Genomic DNA, 20,391 nt, shown 5'->3' with positions numbered 1-20,391 from the left:
AAGCAAAAGCCTGCCTGAGCTTCTGGGCCAGCCGAAGCGGGCTTCAGCTGGCCGCGCCGTCCTTCTCCAGATAGGCGCGGACGATCTTGGTGGGTGCGCTTGGCGGCTCGCCCTTTGCGATGGCGTCGACGCCCGGCATCCCGTCGATCACGCGTCCGACCACCGTATATTTGTGATCGAGCTGCAGGCGCGGCATCAGCATGATGAAGAATTGGCTGTTCGCGCTGTCCTCGCTCTGCGCGCGGGCCATGGACACTGTGCCGCGCATGTGCGGCAGCCATGAAAATTCCTGCTTGAGATCCGGCAGGGGCGAGCCGCCGGTGCCGTCCCCCTTGGGATCGCCGCCTTGTGCCATGAACCCGTCGATCACGCGATGAAAGAGGAGTCCATCGTAAAAATGCTCGCGAGTCAGCGTCTTGATGCGCTCGACATGCTCCGGCGCAACATCCGGCCGCAGCTGAATCCGTACCTTTCCGCCATCGGAGAGATCCAGCACCCAGACATTTGCCGGGTCTACGGGAACGTTGATCAGGAGCGGCTTGCTAACGGCCTGCTCGTCCCGCAGCTTTTTGGCGTCCGCTTCCGCGCGGGCTGCCATGTCAGCCTCACGCGCAACATCCTCAGGCTTGCGCTGGGCGAAGGCAGTTCCGGGCATCTGGAGCAAAAGCGCGCCAGCAATCGCGGGCACCAGCATTCGACGAAAATCAAACATGGTCGGCCTCAAATAAACCCGCCTCGAATAAAGCTTTGTACCGGTCAATAGCATGAGCGCGGTCATTATGACGCCTCCATGCTGAACCCGGCCTGTCCGGTCAAGTCGCGCGAGAGGGAAGGCGGGCGAGCACCTGCTCGCGCACGGCTGGAGAAACGAAGCGACTGATGTCCCCGCCCAGACCCGCTATCTCCTTGACCAGACGGGAAGCGATGGGCTGAAGCGACACATCCGCCATGAGGAAAACCGTCTCGATGCTTGCGTCGAGATACTGGTTCATCCCCGCCATCTGATACTCATATTCGAAATCGGCGACGGCGCGCAGGCCGCGCAGAATGATGCTGGCGCCCTGCGCCTGCGCGAAATGCATCAAAAGCGAATCGAAGGGAACCACTTCGATGGAAGCGCCAAGCGGCGCACATTCGCGCTGGACCATGGCCAGCCGTTCATCAACCGAGAAGAGTGGTGATTTGGACGCATTGGTCGTGACGCCGATCACGAGCTTATCGACCAGCTTCGCTCCCCGACGGATGATGTCCATGTGCCCGAGCGTGACCGGATCGAACGTGCCGGGATAGACACCAATGCGGCGCGCATTCGTCATCGGGTCAATGCCTCCGCGAAACCGAGAAATCGGCGATGGCGCGCAGCAGGTCGGCTTCCGGGCCGAAGGCAGCAAGATGAGTCTTGGCCTGATCAACGAGCATGGTCGCACGAGTGCGCGCTTCTTCGACGCCCATCAGCGAGACGAAGGTCGCCTTGCCGGCGGCAGCATCCTTGCCGACCGCCTTCCCGGTGCTCCCGGCGTCGCCTTCCACATCAAGCAGGTCGTCGGCGATCTGAAACGCAAGGCCGAGGTCGCGCGCGTATCCGTGCAGGCCCCGCCGCCCTTCCTCGGGCAGACGCGCGAGAATGGCGCCGGCTTCGACGCAAAAGCCGAACAGCGCGCCCGTCTTGAGCTGCTGGAGCCGGGTGGTGGTCGGAAGATCGAAGTTCGCGTTCTCCGCTTCCAGATCCATCATCTGACCGCCCGCCATGCCCGCCGGGCCGCTGGCCAGAGCCAGCGCGCGAATGAGATCGCAGCGCACGAACGGGTCCGCATGAGTCTCCGCGTCGGCAAGGACGGAGAAGGCAAGATCGTGCAGGCAGTCGCCCGCCAGAATGGCCGTCGCCTCGTCGAAGGCGCGATGCACGGTAGGCTTGCCCCGGCGCAGGTCGTCATCGTCCATGGCCGGAAGATCATCATGGATCAGGGAATAGACGTGGATGCATTCCACGGCGAGCCCAGTGCGCACGATGCTTTCGCGCGATACGTTGAAAAGCGAGCCGCTGGCGTGAACGAGGAGCGGGCGCAGTCGCTTGCCCCCACCAATTGCGCTATGCCGCATGGCCTCATAAAGCCGCGCGCGGGGATCGTTCGGAACGGTCAGCAGCCGGTCGAACTCCGCGTCAATGGCCGTGGCCATATCCGCCATGGCTTCTTCGATGGACGGGGTGGTGGCGAGAGCCAAGGTCATCAATCCAGCGGGAAGGCTCTGGTCGCTAGGGCTTCCCCGGAAGCTCCCGCAACGATCTGGTCGATCCGCGCCTGTGCAGCGCCCAGTCGTTCCTCGCACTGTGCGCGCAACCGGTCGCCTTCCGCGTACAGATCTATTGACTGATCGAGCGGCACATCGCCGCGTTCAAGCTGCTGGACGATCGCTTCCAGGCGCTTGAGGGCTTCTTCGAACGTCAGCGCGCCGGGATCAGGAGTGTCCGCCATAGCCTTAAGCATTGGCGGGCGGGGATCACGCGGTCAAGGGCTATGGTGAAGAGTCTGATTAGACGCCGCCGCGACGGGCAGGTCAAGCAAACAATATAATTGACCGCACCGCAGCAAATCGCGCAAAAACCCGGCGTTATGAAAAAATTATCCCTCATTTTTTCCGCCGCTCCGCTTCTCGCTGCGATTGTCGTCGCCGGATGCAAGCCCCAGGCCGAAACGGTCAATCAAACCTATGGTGATCCGCAGGAAGCCGCGCTGGCAAACGCCGCCGCCGTGGAACTGCCGCCGATGCTGAAGGAAAGCCATCAGTATCGCTGCAAGGACAACAGCCTGATTTTCGTCGACTTCATGAACGACGACAAGACCGCGCACCTCAAGACCGAGAAGGAAGGTCCAGTGACCGACCTGAAGGCGCCGGAAGTCGGTCAGGCTTTCGTCTCCGCGGACGGTTCCAAGAAGCTCGAGGGCGGCGGGGCCGAAGTCACTTACAATGGTCTCGCCTGCAAGACGGGCTGATACCGATTTTATTACGGCGCGCTGAAAGGCCGCTTCTTCGCAATTGCGGCCGGTCTCCAAGGGGGGCCGGCCTTTTTCATGGGTTCCGCTTTTGTTTGCGGCGATCTCAGTTCGAGGGGGCAGCGGGAGGAGGCGTGGGCCTTGGCGGGGATAGCTCGGCGCCATCCCAATGTTCGTCCGCCTTGCCATCCACGAAGCGCCACATGTCGAACCAGCTTGTCGTGTAGGTCTTGCCGGGCTCGGTCGGATGCTTGAGCGTGCGCGCGGTCACCACTGCAACCAGATCCCTGTCGGCAAGCACAGCCACGACCGGCGTGGTCAGCTTGTCGCAACTGGGCGCGCGGGGACGTGAGCCGAAGAAGCGGACAACCGGGGCGAGGCCGGACACCACATTGGGATTGTGCTGAATATAGCGCTCGGTCAGCCAGGTGTCGGCATCGCTCCAATGACTGCACTGAAGCAGTTCGCGCATGATGTGGAGCGTGGACTGTTTGTTGCGGTGAATCACCGGATCCCGGTCCTGGAACAGCGCCTCCGGGTCGGGCACGCCGACGACAGGTTCCTGCGCAAGTGCGGGCACGGCCATACTCCCCAGCATCATGGCGATCAGCACTCGATGTAGTCTCATTTCCCCCTCCTTGCGCTACCCTTAAGGTAAGGCAGGGTGCTTCGCCCGGCTCCGAAATGCAAGCAGGGGGCACACGGTCTCGTGACCGGTTTATTCGGTGTTCGGGCCGGACAAGGTTGTGTCCTCATCCATGCAGCGATAAAGGCCCGCTCATGTCGAGCGCAGCACCCCAGATCACCCCGGAAATTGTCGCAGAACACGGGCTGACGCCCGAGGAATATGACCGCATCGTCGCGGCGATCGGCCGGGAGCCGAACCGGACGGAGCTGGGCATCTTCTCGGTGATGTGGAGCGAGCACTGCTCCTACAAGTCGAGCCGCATCCATTTGAAGAAACTGCCGACCAAGGCGCCCTGGGTGATTTGCGGGCCTGGCGAGAATGCCGGCGTCATCGACATTGGCGACGGGCAGGCTGCCATCTTCAAGATGGAGAGCCATAACCATCCCAGCTACATCGAGCCCTATCAGGGCGCGGCCACGGGTGTGGGCGGCATATTGCGCGACGTGTTCACCATGGGTGCGCGGCCCGTGGCAAACATGAACGCGCTGCGCTTCGGCCGGCCGGATCACCCCAAGATGCGCCACCTCATCAGCGGCGTGGTGCGCGGCATCGGCGGCTATGGCAATTGCGTGGGCGTGCCGACCGTTGGCGGCGAAGTGAACTTCCACGCCTCTTATGATGGCAACATCCTCGTCAACGCGATGACCGTGGGCGTCGCGGAACAGGACAAGATCTTTTATTCGGCGGCGTCGGGCGTCGGCAACCCGATCGTCTATGTCGGCTCCAAGACCGGCCGCGACGGCATTCATGGCGCAACCATGGCCTCGGCCGATTTCGGCGAGGACAGCGAAGAGAAGCGCCCGACCGTGCAGGTGGGCGATCCCTTCACCGAGAAGCTGCTGATCGAAGCCTGTCTAGAACTGATGGCCAGCGACGCGATCGTTGCCATTCAGGACATGGGCGCGGCGGGCCTCACCAGCTCTTCGGTCGAGATGGCCAGCAAGGGCGGCGTCGGCATCCGACTCGACATGGACAAGGTGCCGCAGCGCGAAACCGGCATGACGGCCTATGAAATGATGCTCTCCGAAAGCCAGGAGCGGATGCTCATGGTGCTGAAGCCGGGCAAGGAAGCTTTCGCCGAAGCCATTTTCAAGAAGTGGGAGCTGGACTTCGCGGTGATCGGCGAAGTCACGGAAGCCACCGAGCATGGGGGCCGCATGGTGCTTGTCCATCATGGCGAGACGGTATGCGACATTCCGCTGGGTCCGTTGGCCGATGACGCGCCGGTCTATGACCGGCCGCACGAGCCCACCCCGCCAGCTAATGCGCTCACCGATGCGCTCGATACGCAGGACGTGGCGGCTGATCTGCTGAAACTGATGGGATCGCCCGACATCGCCAGCCGCCGCTGGATATGGGAGCAATATGACCACATGGTCGGCGCGGACACGCTGCAGCGCCCCGGCGGCGATGCGGCGGTCGTGCGCGTTCACGGCACAAAGAAAGGTCTGGCGATCAGCACGGATTGCACGCCGCGCTATTGCTTCGCCGATCCGGTCGAAGGCGGCAAGCAGGCGATCGCCGAATGCTGGCGCAACATCACGGCGGTGGGCGCCACTCCACTCGCGACCACAGACTGCATGAACTTTGCCAGCCCGCAGAATCCGCGCGTTATGGGGCAGTTTGTCGGCTGCATCGAGGGCATGGCGCAGGCTTGCACGGCGCTCGACTTCCCGATCGTGTCGGGCAACGTCTCGCTCTATAACGAGTCGAAGGCGACGGGTGGCGGCAGCGCCATCCTCCCTACGCCGGCTATCGGCGGCGTTGGCCTGCTTGACGATGTCGATCGCATGGCGACCATTGCGTTCAAGGGCACGGGCGACATCATCCTTCTGGTCGGCGAGCGCCATGGGCAGCTCGGTCAGTCGATCTGGCTGCGTGACGTGCATGGCCGCGAGGGCACCGAAGCCGGGCCACCGCCCCGCGTCGATCTCGATGAGGAGAAGCGCAACGGTGACTTCGTGCGTGCGGCGATCCAGTCCGGTGCGATCACGGCCTGCCATGATGTGTCGGACGGCGGCGTGGCCGTCGCCATCACGGAGATGGCGCTAGCCGGGAATATCGGCGCGATTCTCGATCAGCCGTTTGAGGGATCCGTGGCGGAAGCCTTTTTCGCCGAGGATCAGGGCCTGTATGTCGTGACGGTGCGCGACGCGGCGCTTGGTGCGTTTCTCTCACGCGCGGAAGCAAGCGGCGTGGTCGTGAGCCATATCGGCCGGACGATCGGAAGCCGCATCATCTTCGAATTGCCCAAGGCCGACTATTGCGTGACGCTCGATGCGCTGCGGTCTGCGCATGAAGGCTTCTTCCCGGCGTTGATGGACGGTTGACGCGACCGGTGCGCAAGCACCGCGTCAGCCTCGCCGGAAGATGAATTCGGCGTCGGCGTGGTCACCGACCATGAAGTGATAGTCGCCGACCTTGCCGAAGCCGAGACGGGCATAAAAGCGCTGCGCCTTTTCATTGCCGGACCAGACGCCCAGCCAGACCGGGCCGGGATAGGTCGTCGCAATCCAGTCCAGCGAGAGAGACATCAGGGACTGGCCGAGGCCCAGCCCCTGATGCGAGCGGCGAATATAGAGCTGGTAGAGCTCGCCCTGAGAGGCATCGGCCTCCGGATGGGGAAGCTTGCAGGGGCCGGCGTGGGCATAAGCGACGAGGCTCCCGTCCGCGGCCTCAACAACCCAGGTCGCATGTGAGGAGTCGTCGAGCTCGGCTTCTATCCTTGGCAGGCCATAGCTTTCGTCCTCGAAACGAGCCAGCTCTGTGGGGGGGTATGGGATGTCGAACCCCTCGGTGAGAAAGGTCTCACGGAAGCAGCGTATCTTGAGCGCGGACAGCGCCGCTGCGTCCTGTGACGAAGCGAGGCGGATGGGGAAAGGCGACGGCGTACTCATGGCCGGGTCACGCGCGCGAACAGCAAGTGATAGCCATCCACTCCGCCCGCCAGATCATAAGCCGCCATGACACGGCGCAGGGCGCCGGGGGACAGGGGCGCGGTCCCTTCAGCCGGGACAGTCGCCCCAATGCCCTTGAGATGGGCCAGCAGCGCTCGCGCGCCAGCCTCCGCGAGCGGCACATGCTCATCGAACACGAACGCATCCGCATAAGGCGCGATCATTGCATCGAGCCGAGCAAGGTCGGGATAGGGAGGCATGGGGCACGCCTCACCGCATGCGGCATGCGCGGCGCGCCAGTTTACAAAGCTTTCCGCTCCCATGGTCGAGAAAATAAGGCTGCCGCCGGGCCGCAGCAGCGGCACCAGCCGGGCAATCGCGCTCTCCATATCGTCGAACCACTGGAAGGCGAGATTGGCGAGGACGAGATCGAACGCGGCGTCCTGAAAGGGGGGGCGCTCGCCATCGATCGTGAGGAATGTCGCGGCGAGAAAAGGATCGGCTGCCGCATGAGCGAGCATATCGGGCGAGAGGTCGCTCGCGATCAGCTCCGCGTCGGACCAGCGCGCCCGCAGCAGGCGCGTCAATATGCCGGTGCCGCAACCCAGTTCGAGAATTCGCGCATTTGGTGCGATCCGGCGCTGACCGGCGAGGTCGGCCAGAAGAGCAGCGGCGAAGCGCTGGGGCGCGGCTGCGCGATCATAATGCGGCGCGGCCGCGCCGAATGCCGCGCTGATTCGTGTCTTGCGTTCCGCGCTCATGGCCCGCCCATGCCACGGACGAGCCAAGTGGACAATTGGGCCAAAAGACGCAAGGGAAGGGACTTTCCAGAACGATTGTAGCCGAGCGAAGCCGAGTCCATGCCCAAGTCCCGTTCCCGCAAGCGCGGCGGCCCGCCGCGCCGGCCCGCATCCACGTCGCCGGTCGCGAATGCAATGCGTCCGAAGCAGGCCGCGCCGGACGCGTCGTCAGGGTCTTCGACTTTGCCCGACCGGGGATCTTCCGGTCCTGTCGTCGATAGAGCGGGCAGTGGCGGCTCGTCGCCCGCCATCCCGTTTCCAGTGCTTCCGCCCGAGGAGGAGAGCGAACGCATTGAGGCCCTCGACTTCCTGCGAGGGTTGGCCGTCATCGGTATTCTCGTCGCGAACGTCGCGGCATTTGGCCTGCCGAGCATTGCCTCGATCAATCCGTTCGCATGGGGCATGTCCAGCGGGGTGGACATTGCCGCCTGGCTCTTCACGTTCCTGTTCGTCGATGGGAAGATGCGCGCGCTCTTCGCGATTATGTTCGGCGCATCGATGTTGCTGGTCATGGAGGCAGCGGAGACGCGCGGGCAAGATGGTCTCGCTATGCATCAGCGGCGCATGTGGACGCTGATCCCCATTGGCCTTGCTCATTATCTGTTGCTGTGGGACGGCGATATCCTGCTGCAACTCGCGTTCGCAGGTCTGATCGGCACGCGACTGGCGCGACTCGACCAACTCGCCCTGCTCAAATGGGGGCTTGGGTTCATCGCCGCGCAGTGGGTGTTCGTGATGCTTTCCGTCCTGCCGCCCTTCTGGATGCGAAGCGCGGCCGAAGCGGGCGGGACAAGTCTCTCCGTCTGGCAGGCCTATGCGGACGCGCTAGGGGTGGCGCCGAGCGCCGCCGTGGCGAAGGACGTCGCTCTCCATCAGTCCGGCTACGTCGCTCTCGTTACTGATCGCCTGCTGCACATTGCGGATATGGCTGCGGGGGCGGTGCGCTTTAGTTTGCTGGAGACGCTCGGGTTCATGGCCTTCGGCATGGCAATGCTGAAAGGCGGCTTCCTCTCGGGCCAATGGACGCCCGCGCAGTATCGCGCGACCTGGCTGCGCAGTTGGGCAGTGGGACTGGTGCCGATGGCGGGCCTAGCCGCCTGGATACTCTCCAGCGGCGATCCGCTGGCGGCGCAGGCAAGCATTCTCGGCTGGTCGTTGCCGCTTCGCCTGCCGCTCGCCGTGGGTCACGCCGCCCTCGCCATGCTGCTGTGCGACGGGCTGGTTCGGGGCTGGTTGCGTGACGCGGTGATCGCGGTGGGCCGGTTGGCACTCTCGGCCTATCTGTTCACGAGCCTCATCATGACGACGCTCTTCTATGGCTATGGCGCCGCGCTGTACGGGACGCTGGGGCGAGCGCCGCTGCTGGCGATCGCGGCGGGGGCCACGGGCCTTCTTCTGCTGCTGTGCTGGGGCTGGCGCCGCACCTTCGGGCAGGGGCCAGTCGAACGGCTTTGGCGTCTGGCTGCGAGGGGGCGCGGGTAACGGCTCCCCTTTTTGGATTGAAATGCCCAGAGGGAACGGGCGGTAAGGCAGGATCACCTGTCGCCGGAGCAACGCTATCAGCGACGTGCCCTTTCGTCTGCGAGGGCGCTGGCGTTGTCCATGTGACAGGGAACAGCAGACAGAAAGAAGCCGGCTGAACAAGCGCTCAGCCGGCTATCTTCCATATTCTTGTGCGACCATCCTAAAGGATAGGCGCGATGTTCAGATTAGCTGAACGACAGAGCCACGCGGCTGGCGCGACGGCGCAGAGCAGCACCGGCAATGCCGAGGCCCGCGATCATCATGGCCCAGGTGGCGGGCTCAGGAACCGGAGCAACGGTGAAGTTCACCGTGCCAGAGTAGCTCGCGCTACCGCCGGCTACGCCCTTGAGTACAAGCGTGTTCACGCCGCCGGGCGAAAAGATCTGCGAGAGCGTGTAGGCGGTCGCAAGCGGAGCGCCGTTCGTGATGGTCATGGCGACGCCGTTCAGCGTGGCTTCCGTGAAGCTGATGTCGGTTGCATCAGCAAAGGAGATGTTGATCACCGATGCGTCAGCAAGGCCCGCCGGGAACGAAGAGCCGAAGGTCCACGTGTCGACGAAGTCAGTCGTGTGCGCCGTGCCGAACGAGCCGGTGAAATAGTCAGGACCACCGGTCATGCCGATGATGCCGCCGAAATACTCGGTCGCGTTGGCGGTTGCCGAAACGCTCATTGCGGCGATGACGGCCGCGCCTGCATAAAGGATAGATTTCATTCTGAACTCCCACATTTGCCCTGAATGGATGAGGCGCAAGTTTACGCATAATTAATCTTGCATAGCAACCTGATTAACGCCCGGTTTGTCGCAAACTGACCGTCCCGAAATGAGAAAGTCACGCGTTTCCGCGATCGTTATGAGATCGTTAGATTATTTCAGAGCGATAATGATGGTTAACTTAACCATGAATGCCGCCTAGACGTTTACCATATCCTCACGCGAGCGTTAGAATCGAGCGCCAGCTTCGCAGTTGCGGAAACTGCAAACGCGCCATACCAGGGGTCGAGGTTGCGCACGACGGCCGCCCGTTGTTCGGATGGCGCGTGGGGATCCGTGAGCAGGCGTTGGCGAAGATTCGCCTCACGGTAATTGCGGCGCCAGACCTGCGCCCAGCCGAGATAGAAGCGCTGATCGCCGGTCGTGCCGTCCAGCACCGGCGCGTCCTTGCCACCCAGAGCATGCTTATAGGCGTCATAAGCCACTGTTAGACCAGCGAGATCGGCGATGTTTTCGCCCAGCGTCAGCGCGCCTTGCACATGTTCGGCAGGCAGCGGCTCATAGGCGTCATATTGCTTCACCAGCTGATCGGTCAGCCCCTTGAAGTTCTTGACGTCCTGTTCTGTCCACCATTGCGACAGGCGGCCGCTCGCATCGTACTTGGCGCCCTGATCGTCGAAATGATGGCTGATTTCGTGGCCGATCACGGCGCCGATGCCGCCATAGTTGACTGCCGGATCGGCATGTGGATCGAAGAAGGGCGGCTGGAGGATGGCAGCTGGGAAGACGATCTCCACCATGCCGAAATTGGCGTAGGCGTTGATCTCCATCGGTGTCATGCCCCATTCCCAGCGATAAATGGGCTTGCCGAGCTTGCCGACATTATAGGCGAAGTCGCACTGGTTAGAGCGAATCGCGTTGCCGAACAGATCGTCCCGCTTCATCTCCAGCCCGCTATAGTCGCGCCAGCGATCCGGATAGCCGATCTTGGGCGTGAAGGCCGCGAGCTTTTGGCGGGCTCGCGCCTTGGCCTCCGCGCTCATCCACGAGAGGCCATCGATCCGCCTGCCCATGGCCGCGAGCACATTCTTCACCAGCTCGTCGGCCGCTGCCTTCGTCTCGGGCGGGAAATATTTGGCGACATAGGCCTTGCCCACTTCCTCGCCGAGGCTGCCCTTCAGGAACGTGACCGCGCGCTTCCAGCGCTCCTCGCGCTGTGGCGTGCCGGAGAGGGCAGTACCGTAGAAAGCGAAGTTCTCGTTGGCGATGGCATCGGGCAGATAGTCGGAAAGGTCGTCCAGACTACGGATGAGAAGCTGGTCCTTCAGCACAGCGATCGGCGTTTTCGCGATTAATGCCGCCGTGCCTTTGATCGCGCTTGGCTGGGCCACAACGAGCGGATCGGAGACGATGCCGTTCGCCTTCATGACGGCTGCAAAGTCGTATCCGGGCGCAAGCTTGGTGAGCTGCGCAAGCGTCATCTTGTTGTAGACCTTGTCCGCGTCCCGGCTTTCGACCTGCGTCCAGTGGACCTTCGCAATCGCCGTCTCGAAATCGAGGACGGCCTTGGCACGCGCCGCGCCACTCGGCTCCCCGGTCAGCGCAAACATCTTCTCGAGATGCTTGAGATAGGCCGCGCGGGTTTCGACCAGCTTGGGATTGGTCGAGAGATAATAGTCGCGATCCGGCATGCCGAGACCGCTCTGGTAGAGGAAGAAGATGTAGGATTCTGGGTTTTTGTCGTCCTGACCGACATAGCCGCCGAACGGACCGGAAACGCCGTTGCGAGCCGCCTGGGCGACAATCTGGACATAGTCGCTCTTGGTCTTCACCGCCTTGATCTGGTCCAGCCAGGGCTTGATCGGCGTCAGGCCCTTCGCTTCCACCGTCGCCTGGTCCAGATAGGAGGCATAGGCGTTGCCGATCAGGCTTGACGAGTCATCCTTGGCGGTATCGAGAATCTCCTTGGTGCGGCTTTTGGAGAGATCGTCGAGCGCGGTGAACATGCCGTAATTCGACTTGTCTTCGGGAATGGGCGTGTTCTTCGCCCAGCTGCCATTGGCATATTCGTAGAAATTGTCGCCCGGCGCGACGCTGGTGTTCATGCCGGCAGTGTCAAAACCATAAGTGCCGATTTCCGCCTTGGGGGCGGGGGCAGCAGCGGGCGGCGGCGTGGCGGCGGCCGTTTCCGGCGCAGCATTGCTGGCGTTTTGCGCCGTGCAGGCCGCGAGGCTGACTGACGCCAGCGCGGCGGCGATGACTGACTTATACATCAAATCCCTTTCCGGAAGTGTCGTGCGGCCAAGGGCCGGATGGCGCGACACTAGCGGGCGTGGGAAGCCGGCAAAAGTCCCGTCACTGCTGTTCGTCGAACGCCGACGATCATTAGTGCCTGTTCAGAGTGCGTAGGGTGTAACTGGGGTTCCGGCGACGTCGACGCGGAACGAGAACAGTCCGCCCGCCAACGGTTGCGCGGCGAGCGCCTCGGCATCCAGCCCCTTGCGGGCCGTCGTCACATAGGCGGTGCGGAAGTCAGCGCCGCCCAGCGCGATCTTGGTGACGTTTCGCACCGGCATGGCCACGGTTTCGAGCAATGCTCCGTCCGCGCTGTATCGGCGTGGGCCATCTCCGGCCCACACGCCGGTCCATATGCAACCCTCGCTGTCCACGACCGGACCATCGGGATAGCCTTCCGCTTCCGGGATGGTCGCGAGCAGGCGGGCGGCGCCGACCGCGCCGCTCCGGTCCAGATCGGCGACGGACATGGTGCCGCCGAGCGTATCAGTGAAGTAGATGCGTCCGCGAGCCGCAGCGACTGCTGGGCCATTGGTGATGCTGATCGGTGCCGGGCCGCGGGGGACGATGGTGCCGCGCTCCAACACGTAGAACCTGCCGCTGACGGCATCTTCGCCATCGTCCATCGAGCCGAACCAGATCCGGCCCTCGTCGTCCGAGCAGGCATCGTTGAGGCGGTTGGTGGCTGGTTCGCCGGGCACTTCCATCCAGAAGGAGAAGCGGCCACGCTCGGGATCGAACCAGTAAAGGCCATTTTGCAGGCCCGCGACCAGCCGGCCGTCCGTTGCGGGGATCACCCAGCCGATCTGCCCGGGCGCCGCATATCGCGTGATCGCGTTACTCGCTGGGTCGAGATGGAGAAGCTGCTCCTGCTTGATATCCACGAACCAGAGGCATTGCCGGGCATGGTCCCAAACGGGACCTTCGCCCAGAGTGCAGCCGGTCTCGGCAACACAGGAGACAGCGCGGGCCATCAGCGCCAGCCCGCGTCTACCCAGTAATTGTGCGCTGTGCACATGCGGGCGTCGTCCGATGCGAGGAACAGCACGAGCGCGGCGACATCCTCGGGCTGAATGCGCCCCTTGAGGCACTGCGCATCGACAATCTCGCGCTCGCCTTCGGGGGTGTACCATTTCATCTGGCGTGGCGTCTGTACGTTGCCGGGCACCACCGTGTTCACGCGGATGCCATGAGGGCCGAGCTCGCGGGCGAGCGCACGGGTCATGCCTTCAATGCCGGCCTTGGCAATCTGGTAGATCGCGAGATCCTCAAGGCCCAGATGCCAGCTGATCGACCCGAGGTTGACGATCGCTCCCTTGCCCTGACTCTTCATCGCGGGAATGACGGAGCGCGCCGCGAAGAACTGGTGGCGCAGGTTCACCGCCATCCGGTCTTCCCAGTAATCGAGAGTCACTTCCTCGATTCCGTGGCGATCGTCATTGGCGGCGTTGTTCACCAGAATGTCGATGCCGCCCATGTCGCGGGTTATCGTCTGCATCGCGCTTTCGAGCGCCGGCACATCGGTCAGGTCGCAATGGATGAAGCGGGCGTCATGCCGGGCGCCGTCGTGCACACCCTCAACGAGCCGCTCGGACTCGCGATCCAGAATATCGACGAAAGCGACTCGCGCACCCTGAGCGACGAAGCCCGCGACGAGGCCGGCGCCGATACCCGAGCCACCCCCTGTCACCACTACGCGCTTGTCGAGGAGACTTGGGTAACGGGCGCGTATATCCTGCGCGATGACCTGCTCATGCGGCACGTGCCGAGTCTCCTGAAAGGCGGGGAAGAGAAAGAGGTGGAAGGGCGGCTTGCGCCATGACTAGATCTTATCGGCCAGGCCGCGCTGAGCCAGATTGCGCATGAGCCCTGCGATGCCCATCGTCCACGCTGGCGCTTCCCGCGAGGTAGTGACCCGGTTTACCAGCGTGCCGAGCTTGGGAGCGGAAATGCTCACAATATCGCCCTGCTTGTGCGTGAAGCCGCCACCGGGAACGTCGCGGTCCTGCGTCGGCGCGAAGAGCGTGCCGCAGAAGAGGACGAAACCATCGGGATAATGATGCTCTGACATCGACTGGGCGATGAGATCGAGCGGATCGCGGCTGATCTCGCTCATGCGGTTGACGCCTTCCAGACGATAGCCGTCGTCGCCCTCGATGGTAAGCTCGACTGTGGCTGAACGCACGTCGTCGATCGTGAAGCTGTCATCGAACAGGCGGATGAACGGGCCGATGGAGCAGGAGGCCGTGTTGTCCTTGGCCTTGCTGAGCAGCAGCGCCGAGCGCCCCTCGAAATCGCGGAGATTGACGTCGTTTCCGAGCGTAGCGCCGACGACTTCGCCGTGGCTGTCCGCCGCGAGGACGACTTCCGGCTCCGGATTGTTCCAGGAGGAGTCCGAGCGTACGCCGATCGGTGCGCCCGTGCCGACTGTCGAGAGAACGGGAGACTTGGTGAAGACTTCCGCATCCGGGCCGATCGCCACTTCGAGATATTGCGACCAGAGGCCGTCGTCGATGAGCACGGCCTTGAGGGCTGCGGCCTCATCCGAGCCGGGAACGACCGAACGGATGCCGGCGCCCACACGGGCCTCGATGCCGGCGCGCAGTTCCGCAGCCTTGCTCGCGTCGCCGCGCGCACGCTCTTCGATCACACGCTCGATCGCGGAGACCGCGAACGTCACGCCAGCGGCCTTAATGCACTGGAGATCGACCGGGCTGAGAAGGTCGAAGCCATCGGGCAGCGCCGGAGCATCCTTGTCCAGGGTCGCGATGATCGCGTCCGTCGGCGCGAATGCGCGGCGCTCAATGGCTGAGGAAACGGTAGCAGCGACGGGAGTCAGATCATAAAGGACGCCACCTGCCAGCAAAACCGGCGTCGGTCCCTCCGGGGATGCAACCCGACCAATGAAGCGGCCGTTTGCCCAATCTTCCGGAAGAATATCGCTCAGATCCATGTTCATTCATCCCCTCTCAGGTGGCCAGTTAGACTCCATCCGGCTCTTGAGGCTGATAGCGCTAACATCACGGACATATGCCGGTGTCAAGCGCTTAGAACGTCCCGAAAGAGCCCGAACCCGTTTCCAGACGACGCGGTAATATGGAAAGGAAACGGGGTACGCTGCGCCGACCACAATTTTGCCGCAGGCATATTGTGTATCGACACGGTGCCGGCTCCTAACGAAACATCGACGGCGAGTCGATCCCGGACACGGCTGGCCTTTCGGTCGTTGGCAGTTTGGCTGGCGCTAAATCGCGCTGGCAGGCGGCGCGTCGGGGTGAGTACCATCCGATCCCGGCGGCGCAGGCAGGATATAAACCGGATCACCATTTTTCGCCTGCGCGAAAAGCAATTTGGCGAACTCGGTCGGCACACCAATGCAGCCATGGGTGGCCGAGCCATTGCGGACCTCGCTGCCATGGACCGCGACGCCATCGTCGGTAAGGAGAAGCGTGAACGGCATCGGCGCATCATAAGTGCGCGAGTGATAATCCGCGGACTTGGACTTGATGGTGAAGGTGCCGATCGGCGTCGGCTTTCCGTCCGTGCCATAGAGGATCACGGTGGACCCGATCTCATTGGGACCGCGAAAGACCGAGAGAAGCTGCTTGCCCAGATCGATGCGGATCCAGAGTGGTCCGGGGGCCACGCCCTTGTCGTCCCACACATAGCTGCCGAACTTCATTTGGTGCGAGACGTTGAGTATGCTGGTGACACGCTCCTGTTTGCCATCGGGCAGGTCAACGGAGAGAGTGCTGCCCTTGGGGTAAACGACGCGGCTGCCCGCTGTCTCGCTCTTTGCCATGATGGCAAGCTCTTCGCGCGCCGAGAGGACCGGTTTGCGCCCCCAGGGAGCGATCGCCAGAACCGCCAGAGCGACGGCGCAGCCCGCGACGAACAATAGGACGATTCGCATCCTGGCGCTTTAGCGCGCGATAGCTCCCGACGCGAGCGCGGCGGACTGAATCCGCCTTTGGCGCCGCATGATCGAGCCGACCGAGAAGAAGCCGAGGACGAGCATCGCCCAGGTCGCCGGTTCAGGCACCGCCCCGGTGGGAGGCGTGACCGGCGGGGTGGTGGTGGGGGGAGTGGGATCCGGATCGGGATCGTTTCCGCCGCCACCGCCGCCGGGAATGCCCACAGGGGGGATGAACGGATTGGCCGGCGGATTGAAGAAAGGCCCGGGAATGCCTGCGGGCGGGACAGCTTCACTAAAAGGCCCGGGGACGGGGATAGTGTCGGCAGGCGTTTCCGGTGTCATGGCCGCAAAGGCACTGGGCTCGGGCTCACTCGTCCCTGCCGCGGGCGGAACAGGTGTGCGCGCGGGATCTGCAAACGCACTGTAAGCGCTTGGAACATGACCGGGTTTCGTCTGAAACTTCGCGCCGGGTGCGCGAACACCGGGCGAGCGTTCGGAAAACAGCGACGCGGGATCCCGAACCGCAGCAGCGATGGCGCTGATGCCCTTGTCGCCGATGGCGACTTCGCCAACGAGCATCACGACGAGAAAGCCTGCGACGACGGGGCCGAAGGTGGCACTCCGCCGCTTCGAGCTCTTGCGATCGCGCCGACTCTGGAGAAGTCTGATCTTCACTTTAGAACCCACAAGCTGTTGACCTAGTCAGAGGTGCCTAACAGAAAGATCGAATGCTTTCGAGGGCGTTAAGGTTGATTTGGCCCGACTGTTCCAATCTGAACACTGTTTTGCGACGAATTGCAGGGTCGCGATCGTTTCGGGGCCAATTTTGCTGCAATCGGCGGGGCATTGGCCCGCTTGAGGCGCTGTTATCTCAAGAGAGGTTCTAATGTGCGACAGGTGGCGCTAGGGCTTGGCCAGTTATCTGATACGTCCATTCTCGCCGTTTTGACTGCCAGCGGCTGATCGGGTCGACTCGATCTATTGCAAGCAAAGCACATCGGATGGGCGTGCGAATTGAGAAGGTGCGAGACGACGCACAGGGAGAAGAGTGGAAATGAAAGCCAATCGTCGCGAAATGCTCACCGGAGCCATGATCGCTGCCACCACCGCCATGATAGCGGAAAGTGCAGGTGTCGCAGCCCGAAAGGGCGGCACGAAGGGCGTGCTCGCGCCGACGCCGCCGATGGGCTGGAACAGCTGGAACAGTTTCGCCACCACGATCACTGAAGAGCAGGCCCGTGAAACGGCGAAGATCATGGCGGAGAAGCTGCTGCCCTTTGGCTATGACATCTTCACGGTCGATATTCAGTGGTACGAGCCGGAGGCGTCCAGCTACAGTTACAACGCCAAGCCAGTGCCGGCGATGGACGGATATGGCCGGCTCATTCCGGCGCCCAATCGTTTTCCCTCAAGCAAAAATGACAGAGGCTTCACGCCGCTCGCGGCGGATGTGCACGCTCTAGGCCTCAAATTCGGCATCCACCTGATGCGCGGCATCCCGCGCCTCGCGGTGGAGCGAAACCTTCCGGTTCTCGGCACGCGCTATCGCGCCGCGGACATTGCCGACAAGAGCAGCATCTGCTCGTGGAATCCGGATATGTACGGCGTCGATATGACGAAGCCGGGCGCGCAGGCCTATTATGACAGCGTGTTCGCGCTCTACGCCTCCTGGGGCGTCGACTTCATCAAGATGGACGATATGAGCCGGCCCTACGACGCGCACGCCGCCGAGATCGAGGCAGCGCACAAGGCAATCGTGAATTCGGGCCGGCCGATGATGCTCAGCCTCTCGCCGGGCGAAACGCCGGTCGTCCGCGGCGACCATGTTCGCAAATATGCGCAGATGTGGCGGATCAGCGACGACTTCTGGGACGAATGGCCGATGCTGGAGGCCCAGTTCGTGCGTCTGGAAAACTGGAACCCGTGGCGCCGCCCCGGCGCGTGGCCCGACGCCGACATGCTGCCGCTCGGCCGCCTGGCGCTCGGCAAACGGGACAGCCGATTCACGCCGGACGAGCAGCGCACCCTCATGACTCTGTGGTCGATCGCGCGGTCCCCGCTCATCATGGGTGGAGATTTGCGCTATTTAGATGCCCCCACGCTGGCCCTTCTGACCAATCGGGAGGTGCTGGCAGTCAATCAGACGAGCAGCGGCAACGAGCCGCATTTCGTGGCCGATGGGGTGCGGATCTGGTCGGCCCGTCCTGCGGACGGACGCGGGCGCTATGTCGCGCTGTTCAACGTCAGCAAGCGCGAGCGCGAGGTTGGCATTGCCTTGCGCGATCTGGGCCTGAGCGGGTCAATGCCCGTGCGTGATCTCTGGTCGGGGCAAGCGCTTGAGCCCGTATCGGGCGGCCGCTTCGCGCAGACGCTCCCGTCCCATGGGGCCGGGCTCTACCGGCTGGGCTGATAATGATGGGCGGCGGCGTCCAGCGCTGCCAGATGCGTCGCCACTGCCGCGTCATCCAGGAATGATCCGAGGAAGCTGTTGCGCGCCAGCAGGATCAGATCGTCCGCATCGACGAGACCGGCGGTGGCAAGCGCCCGGTAATTGTCGTTCACATAACCGCCGAAATAGGCGGGATCGTCCGAGTTGATCGTGGCGCGAAGTCCCTGCCGCAGCATGGTGGGGATGGGGTGCGCGCGCATATCGTCGATCACGCAAAGCTTGAGGTTGGACAGCGGGCAGACCGTGAGAGTCATGCTCTCGCGGGCCAGCCGGGTGACGAGCGCCTGATCCTCAAGGCTGCGATTGCCATGGTCGAGACGGTCGACTTTGAGCAGGTCGAGCGCCTCATGCACATAAGCGGGCGGACCTTCCTCGCCGGCATGGGCGACCCTGCGAAGGCCCATTTCCCCCGCGCGGGCGAAGACGTTCGCGAACTTGGCGGGCGGATGCCCCATCTCGGAGCTGTCCAGCCCAACGCCCTCGATCCGGTCAAGCCAGGGCTCGGCGGCGGCGAGAGTGGCAAAGGCGGCATCTTCGTCGAGATGACGCAGGAAGCAGAGGATGAGGCGGGACGTCAGGCCGTGCTTCGCCTCGGCGTCCTTCATGCCTGCCAGCAACCCCTCCGCCACGACACTGAAGGGAATGCCGCGATCCGTGTGGGCCTGGGGATCGAAGAAGATCTCCGCGTGAACGACATTGTCCGCGGCCGCCCGATCAAAATAGGCAAGCGCAAGGTCGCGGAAGTCCTCTTCCGTGCGCAGCACATCGGCACCGGCATAATAAATGTCGAGAAAGTCCTGAAGGCGGGAGAAGCTGTAGGCTGCGCGGACATCCTCCACCGAGGCGAAGGGAATCGTCACTTTGTTGCGCTGGGCGAGGGCGAACATCAGCTCAGGTTCAAGGCTCCCTTCGATATGAAGGTGGAGCTCGGCCTTGGGCATGTCGGCGATGAGATGTTCGAGGACTGTCATGGCGCATGCACCTTCATCCAGTGTCGCGCGATGTCAATGCGTTGCGCCGCGCAAGCCTCGCATCAACCGGCGGCCTCCTTCGCATAGCTAACTCCCGTTCGGCGCCGTCCGTGCCAGGCTGCGCGCCAGAAACGCGCAGGCAATAAGCTGGATCTGATGAAACAGCATGAGAGGCAGGATCGCCTGCCCGACCAATGCGGCGGGGAAAAGCACGCCGGCCATGGGCACGCCGGTCGCCAGGCTCTTCTTCGAGCCGCAGAACAGCAGCACGATCTTGTCCTCGCGCGCTAGGCCGATCAGCCCGCCCAAGCGCCAGGTGACGCCCAGCACGATCAGCAGCAACACTGTCGACAGCACGAAAATCAGAAGCAGCGAGGAAGGAGGCATCTGCTGCCACAGCCCTTCGATCACGGCGGCGCTGAACGCGGAGTAGACGATCAGCAGGATGGAGCCGCGGTCCACATTGGTGATGAGGCTCTTGTGGCGGGATATGAAACCGCCGACCACCGGGCGCATAAGATGCCCGACAATGAAGGGCAGGAGCATCTGCAGCAGGATCTTCTCGACCGACGAGAAGGAGAAGCCCGCGCCGGTGCCGACCTGACTCATGAGCAGCGCGACGAGTGCGGGCGTGATCGCGATACCGACGAGATTCGAGAAGGATGCGCAGAACACTGCGGCCGCGACATTGCCGCGCGCGATCGACGTAAAAGCGATTGACGACTGGACGGTCGAGGGCAGCAGAGTCAGGAACAGCATGCCGCTCGCGACAACTGGGGTGAGGCCGGGGATCGCCGCTATGCCCCAGCCCAGCGCCGGAAACAGAACGAAGGTGGTGCCGAGCACGGCAAGGTGAAGCTGCCAGTTGCCTGCGCTAGAAACGATCGATTCGCGCGAAAGCTTGGCACCGTGGAGGAAGAACAGAAGCACGACGGCTGCATCCACCAGTATGTCGAACACCGCCACCGCCGGCCCCCGCGCCGGCAGAAGGGTCGCGAGGAGCACGGTGCCGAGCAGGGCAATGATATAGGGATCGAAGAAATCCTTGAGGCGAGTCAATCCGGCGATCCTTCTGGAAGTGGCGTGTCGCGCATAGCCGCGCGACGGCAAGTCATGCGGAATTCGTCGACACCGCCTAAAGTCTG

Annotated in this window: 20 protein-coding genes; 4 read left to right on the top strand and 16 right to left on the bottom strand. The window is 63.1% G+C overall.

The genetic code is table 11. The annotated features are described in order from the left end of the window. Positions 1-43: 43 nt before the first annotated feature. The 4 genes from ACNAOH_RS05115 to ACNAOH_RS05100 form a co-directional block, all read right to left on the bottom strand. Positions 44-712, bottom strand: coding sequence for a peptidylprolyl isomerase (locus tag ACNAOH_RS05115; RefSeq protein ID WP_443971682.1), 669 nt, complete (start codon positions 710-712; stop codon positions 44-46). A gap of 100 nt (positions 713-812) precedes the next feature. After that, a complete protein-coding gene (gene coaD / locus ACNAOH_RS05110; RefSeq protein WP_443971681.1) occupies positions 813-1,316 on the bottom strand; it encodes a pantetheine-phosphate adenylyltransferase in 504 nt (167 codons plus the stop codon). Positions 1,317-1,320: 4 nt separating this feature from the next. Next, positions 1,321-2,187, bottom strand: coding sequence for a polyprenyl synthetase family protein (locus ACNAOH_RS05105; protein ID WP_443972050.1), 867 nt, complete (start codon positions 2,185-2,187; stop codon positions 1,321-1,323). 41 nt (positions 2,188-2,228) lie between these two features. After that, complete coding sequence (locus ACNAOH_RS05100) at positions 2,229-2,474, bottom strand: exodeoxyribonuclease VII small subunit (protein WP_443971680.1); 246 nt, start codon at positions 2,472-2,474, stop codon at positions 2,229-2,231. 138 nt (positions 2,475-2,612) lie between these two features. Here ACNAOH_RS05100 and ACNAOH_RS05095 point away from each other — a divergent pair, with 138 nt between their 5' ends. After that, entirely contained in the window at positions 2,613-2,993 is a 381-nt protein-coding gene (locus ACNAOH_RS05095; protein ID WP_443971679.1) for a hypothetical protein, read from the top strand. Between the two features lie 106 nt (positions 2,994-3,099). On the opposite strand, the gene ACNAOH_RS05090 is transcribed toward ACNAOH_RS05095, so the two are convergent. Further along, positions 3,100-3,621 carry a nuclear transport factor 2 family protein gene (locus tag ACNAOH_RS05090; RefSeq protein ID WP_443971678.1) on the bottom strand — a complete coding sequence of 174 codons (522 nt, stop codon included), beginning with the start codon at positions 3,619-3,621 and terminating at the stop codon, positions 3,100-3,102. A gap of 152 nt (positions 3,622-3,773) precedes the next feature. On the opposite strand from ACNAOH_RS05090, the gene purL reads away from it, so the two are divergent. Beyond that, positions 3,774-6,011, top strand: coding sequence for a phosphoribosylformylglycinamidine synthase subunit PurL (gene purL, locus ACNAOH_RS05085; RefSeq protein WP_443971677.1), 2,238 nt, complete (start codon positions 3,774-3,776; stop codon positions 6,009-6,011). 24 nt (positions 6,012-6,035) lie between these two features. Here the strand turns inward: purL and ACNAOH_RS05080 are convergent, their stop codons facing one another. After that, on the bottom strand, positions 6,036-6,578 hold the full coding sequence (locus ACNAOH_RS05080; RefSeq protein ID WP_443971676.1) for a GNAT family N-acetyltransferase: 543 nt from the start codon (positions 6,576-6,578) through the stop codon (positions 6,036-6,038). Further along, on the bottom strand, positions 6,575-7,339 hold the full coding sequence (locus ACNAOH_RS05075; protein ID WP_443971675.1) for a methyltransferase domain-containing protein: 765 nt from the start codon (positions 7,337-7,339) through the stop codon (positions 6,575-6,577). The genes ACNAOH_RS05080 and ACNAOH_RS05075 overlap by 4 nt, the downstream gene beginning before the upstream one ends. Positions 7,340-7,438: 99 nt before the next feature. On the opposite strand from ACNAOH_RS05075, the gene ACNAOH_RS05070 reads away from it, so the two are divergent. Then, positions 7,439-8,860, top strand: a complete 1,422-nt coding sequence (locus tag ACNAOH_RS05070) for a DUF418 domain-containing protein (RefSeq protein WP_443971674.1) — start codon at positions 7,439-7,441, stop codon at positions 8,858-8,860. Positions 8,861-9,087: 227 nt separating this feature from the next. On the opposite strand, the gene ACNAOH_RS05065 is transcribed toward ACNAOH_RS05070, so the two are convergent. The 7 genes from ACNAOH_RS05065 to ACNAOH_RS05035 all read right to left on the bottom strand — a co-directional run bounded on the left by ACNAOH_RS05065 (position 9,088) and on the right by ACNAOH_RS05035 (position 16,501). After that, positions 9,088-9,615, bottom strand: coding sequence for an FxDxF family PEP-CTERM protein (locus ACNAOH_RS05065; RefSeq protein ID WP_443971673.1), 528 nt, complete (start codon positions 9,613-9,615; stop codon positions 9,088-9,090). Between the two features lie 206 nt (positions 9,616-9,821). Beyond that, positions 9,822-11,888, bottom strand: a complete 2,067-nt coding sequence (locus ACNAOH_RS05060; protein WP_443971672.1) for a M13 family metallopeptidase — start codon at positions 11,886-11,888, stop codon at positions 9,822-9,824. Between the two features lie 123 nt (positions 11,889-12,011). Continuing rightward, the gene (locus tag ACNAOH_RS05055; RefSeq protein ID WP_443971671.1) at positions 12,012-12,884 is read right to left on the bottom strand and encodes an SMP-30/gluconolactonase/LRE family protein; all 873 of its coding nucleotides are present in this window, start codon (positions 12,882-12,884) and stop codon (positions 12,012-12,014) included. Next, on the bottom strand, positions 12,884-13,672 hold the full coding sequence (locus ACNAOH_RS05050) for an SDR family NAD(P)-dependent oxidoreductase (RefSeq protein WP_443971670.1): 789 nt from the start codon (positions 13,670-13,672) through the stop codon (positions 12,884-12,886). Before ACNAOH_RS05050 ends, ACNAOH_RS05055 begins: the two co-directional genes overlap by 1 nt. Before the next feature lie 60 nt (positions 13,673-13,732). After that, on the bottom strand, positions 13,733-14,869 hold the full coding sequence (locus tag ACNAOH_RS05045; protein WP_443971669.1) for a fumarylacetoacetate hydrolase family protein: 1,137 nt from the start codon (positions 14,867-14,869) through the stop codon (positions 13,733-13,735). A gap of 285 nt (positions 14,870-15,154) precedes the next feature. Beyond that, entirely contained in the window at positions 15,155-15,823 is a 669-nt protein-coding gene (locus tag ACNAOH_RS05040; RefSeq protein WP_443971668.1) for a L,D-transpeptidase family protein, read from the bottom strand. A 9-nt stretch (positions 15,824-15,832) separates the two neighbouring features. After that, positions 15,833-16,501: a PEPxxWA-CTERM sorting domain-containing protein gene (locus ACNAOH_RS05035; RefSeq protein WP_443971667.1), complete on the bottom strand. Its 669-nt coding sequence runs from the start codon at positions 16,499-16,501 to the stop codon at positions 15,833-15,835. A gap of 373 nt (positions 16,502-16,874) precedes the next feature. On the opposite strand from ACNAOH_RS05035, the gene ACNAOH_RS05030 reads away from it, so the two are divergent. Beyond that, entirely contained in the window at positions 16,875-18,236 is a 1,362-nt protein-coding gene (locus ACNAOH_RS05030; RefSeq protein ID WP_443971666.1) for a glycoside hydrolase family 27 protein, read from the top strand. On the opposite strand, the gene ACNAOH_RS05025 is transcribed toward ACNAOH_RS05030, so the two are convergent. Beyond that, the gene (locus tag ACNAOH_RS05025) at positions 18,221-19,246 is read right to left on the bottom strand and encodes an adenosine deaminase (protein WP_443971665.1); all 1,026 of its coding nucleotides are present in this window, start codon (positions 19,244-19,246) and stop codon (positions 18,221-18,223) included. The genes ACNAOH_RS05030 and ACNAOH_RS05025 overlap by 16 nt on opposite strands. Positions 19,247-19,333: 87 nt before the next feature. Next, positions 19,334-20,305, bottom strand: a complete 972-nt coding sequence (locus tag ACNAOH_RS05020; RefSeq protein WP_443971664.1) for a bile acid:sodium symporter family protein — start codon at positions 20,303-20,305, stop codon at positions 19,334-19,336. Positions 20,306-20,391 lie beyond the last annotated feature (86 nt).

Source organism: Sphingobium sp. CR28 (genome assembly GCF_052327305.1).
Lineage (GTDB): Bacteria > Pseudomonadota > Alphaproteobacteria > Sphingomonadales > Sphingomonadaceae > Sphingobium.
The sequence above is the reverse complement of the archived record's forward strand: the minus strand, read 5'-3'. Positions and strand labels throughout refer to the sequence as shown.

What these genes read in the sequence shown, in the direction of transcription:
- ACNAOH_RS05105 (WP_443972050.1), bottom strand. Translation starts at nt 2,187, where the DNA reads ATGGCGGATATGGCCACGGCCATTGACGCGGAGTTCGACCGGCTGCTG.
- ACNAOH_RS05090 (WP_443971678.1), bottom strand. Translation starts at nt 3,621, where the DNA reads ATGAGACTACATCGAGTGCTGATCGCCATGATGCTGGGGAGTATGGCC.
- ACNAOH_RS05065 (WP_443971673.1), bottom strand. Translation starts at nt 9,615, where the DNA reads ATGAAATCTATCCTTTATGCAGGCGCGGCCGTCATCGCCGCAATGAGC.
- ACNAOH_RS05095 (WP_443971679.1), top strand. Translation starts at nt 2,613, where the DNA reads ATGAAAAAATTATCCCTCATTTTTTCCGCCGCTCCGCTTCTCGCTGCG.
- ACNAOH_RS05040 (WP_443971668.1), bottom strand. Translation starts at nt 15,823, where the DNA reads ATGCGAATCGTCCTATTGTTCGTCGCGGGCTGCGCCGTCGCTCTGGCG.
- purL (WP_443971677.1), top strand. Translation starts at nt 3,774, where the DNA reads ATGTCGAGCGCAGCACCCCAGATCACCCCGGAAATTGTCGCAGAACAC.
- ACNAOH_RS05055 (WP_443971671.1), bottom strand. Translation starts at nt 12,884, where the DNA reads ATGGCCCGCGCTGTCTCCTGTGTTGCCGAGACCGGCTGCACTCTGGGC.
- ACNAOH_RS05025 (WP_443971665.1), bottom strand. Translation starts at nt 19,246, where the DNA reads ATGACAGTCCTCGAACATCTCATCGCCGACATGCCCAAGGCCGAGCTC.
- ACNAOH_RS05060 (WP_443971672.1), bottom strand. Translation starts at nt 11,888, where the DNA reads ATGTATAAGTCAGTCATCGCCGCCGCGCTGGCGTCAGTCAGCCTCGCG.
- ACNAOH_RS05115 (WP_443971682.1), bottom strand. Translation starts at nt 712, where the DNA reads ATGTTTGATTTTCGTCGAATGCTGGTGCCCGCGATTGCTGGCGCGCTT.
- ACNAOH_RS05075 (WP_443971675.1), bottom strand. Translation starts at nt 7,339, where the DNA reads ATGAGCGCGGAACGCAAGACACGAATCAGCGCGGCATTCGGCGCGGCC.
- ACNAOH_RS05070 (WP_443971674.1), top strand. Translation starts at nt 7,439, where the DNA reads ATGCCCAAGTCCCGTTCCCGCAAGCGCGGCGGCCCGCCGCGCCGGCCC.
- ACNAOH_RS05100 (WP_443971680.1), bottom strand. Translation starts at nt 2,474, where the DNA reads ATGGCGGACACTCCTGATCCCGGCGCGCTGACGTTCGAAGAAGCCCTC.
- coaD (WP_443971681.1), bottom strand. Translation starts at nt 1,316, where the DNA reads ATGACGAATGCGCGCCGCATTGGTGTCTATCCCGGCACGTTCGATCCG.
- ACNAOH_RS05045 (WP_443971669.1), bottom strand. Translation starts at nt 14,869, where the DNA reads ATGAACATGGATCTGAGCGATATTCTTCCGGAAGATTGGGCAAACGGC.
- ACNAOH_RS05080 (WP_443971676.1), bottom strand. Translation starts at nt 6,578, where the DNA reads ATGAGTACGCCGTCGCCTTTCCCCATCCGCCTCGCTTCGTCACAGGAC.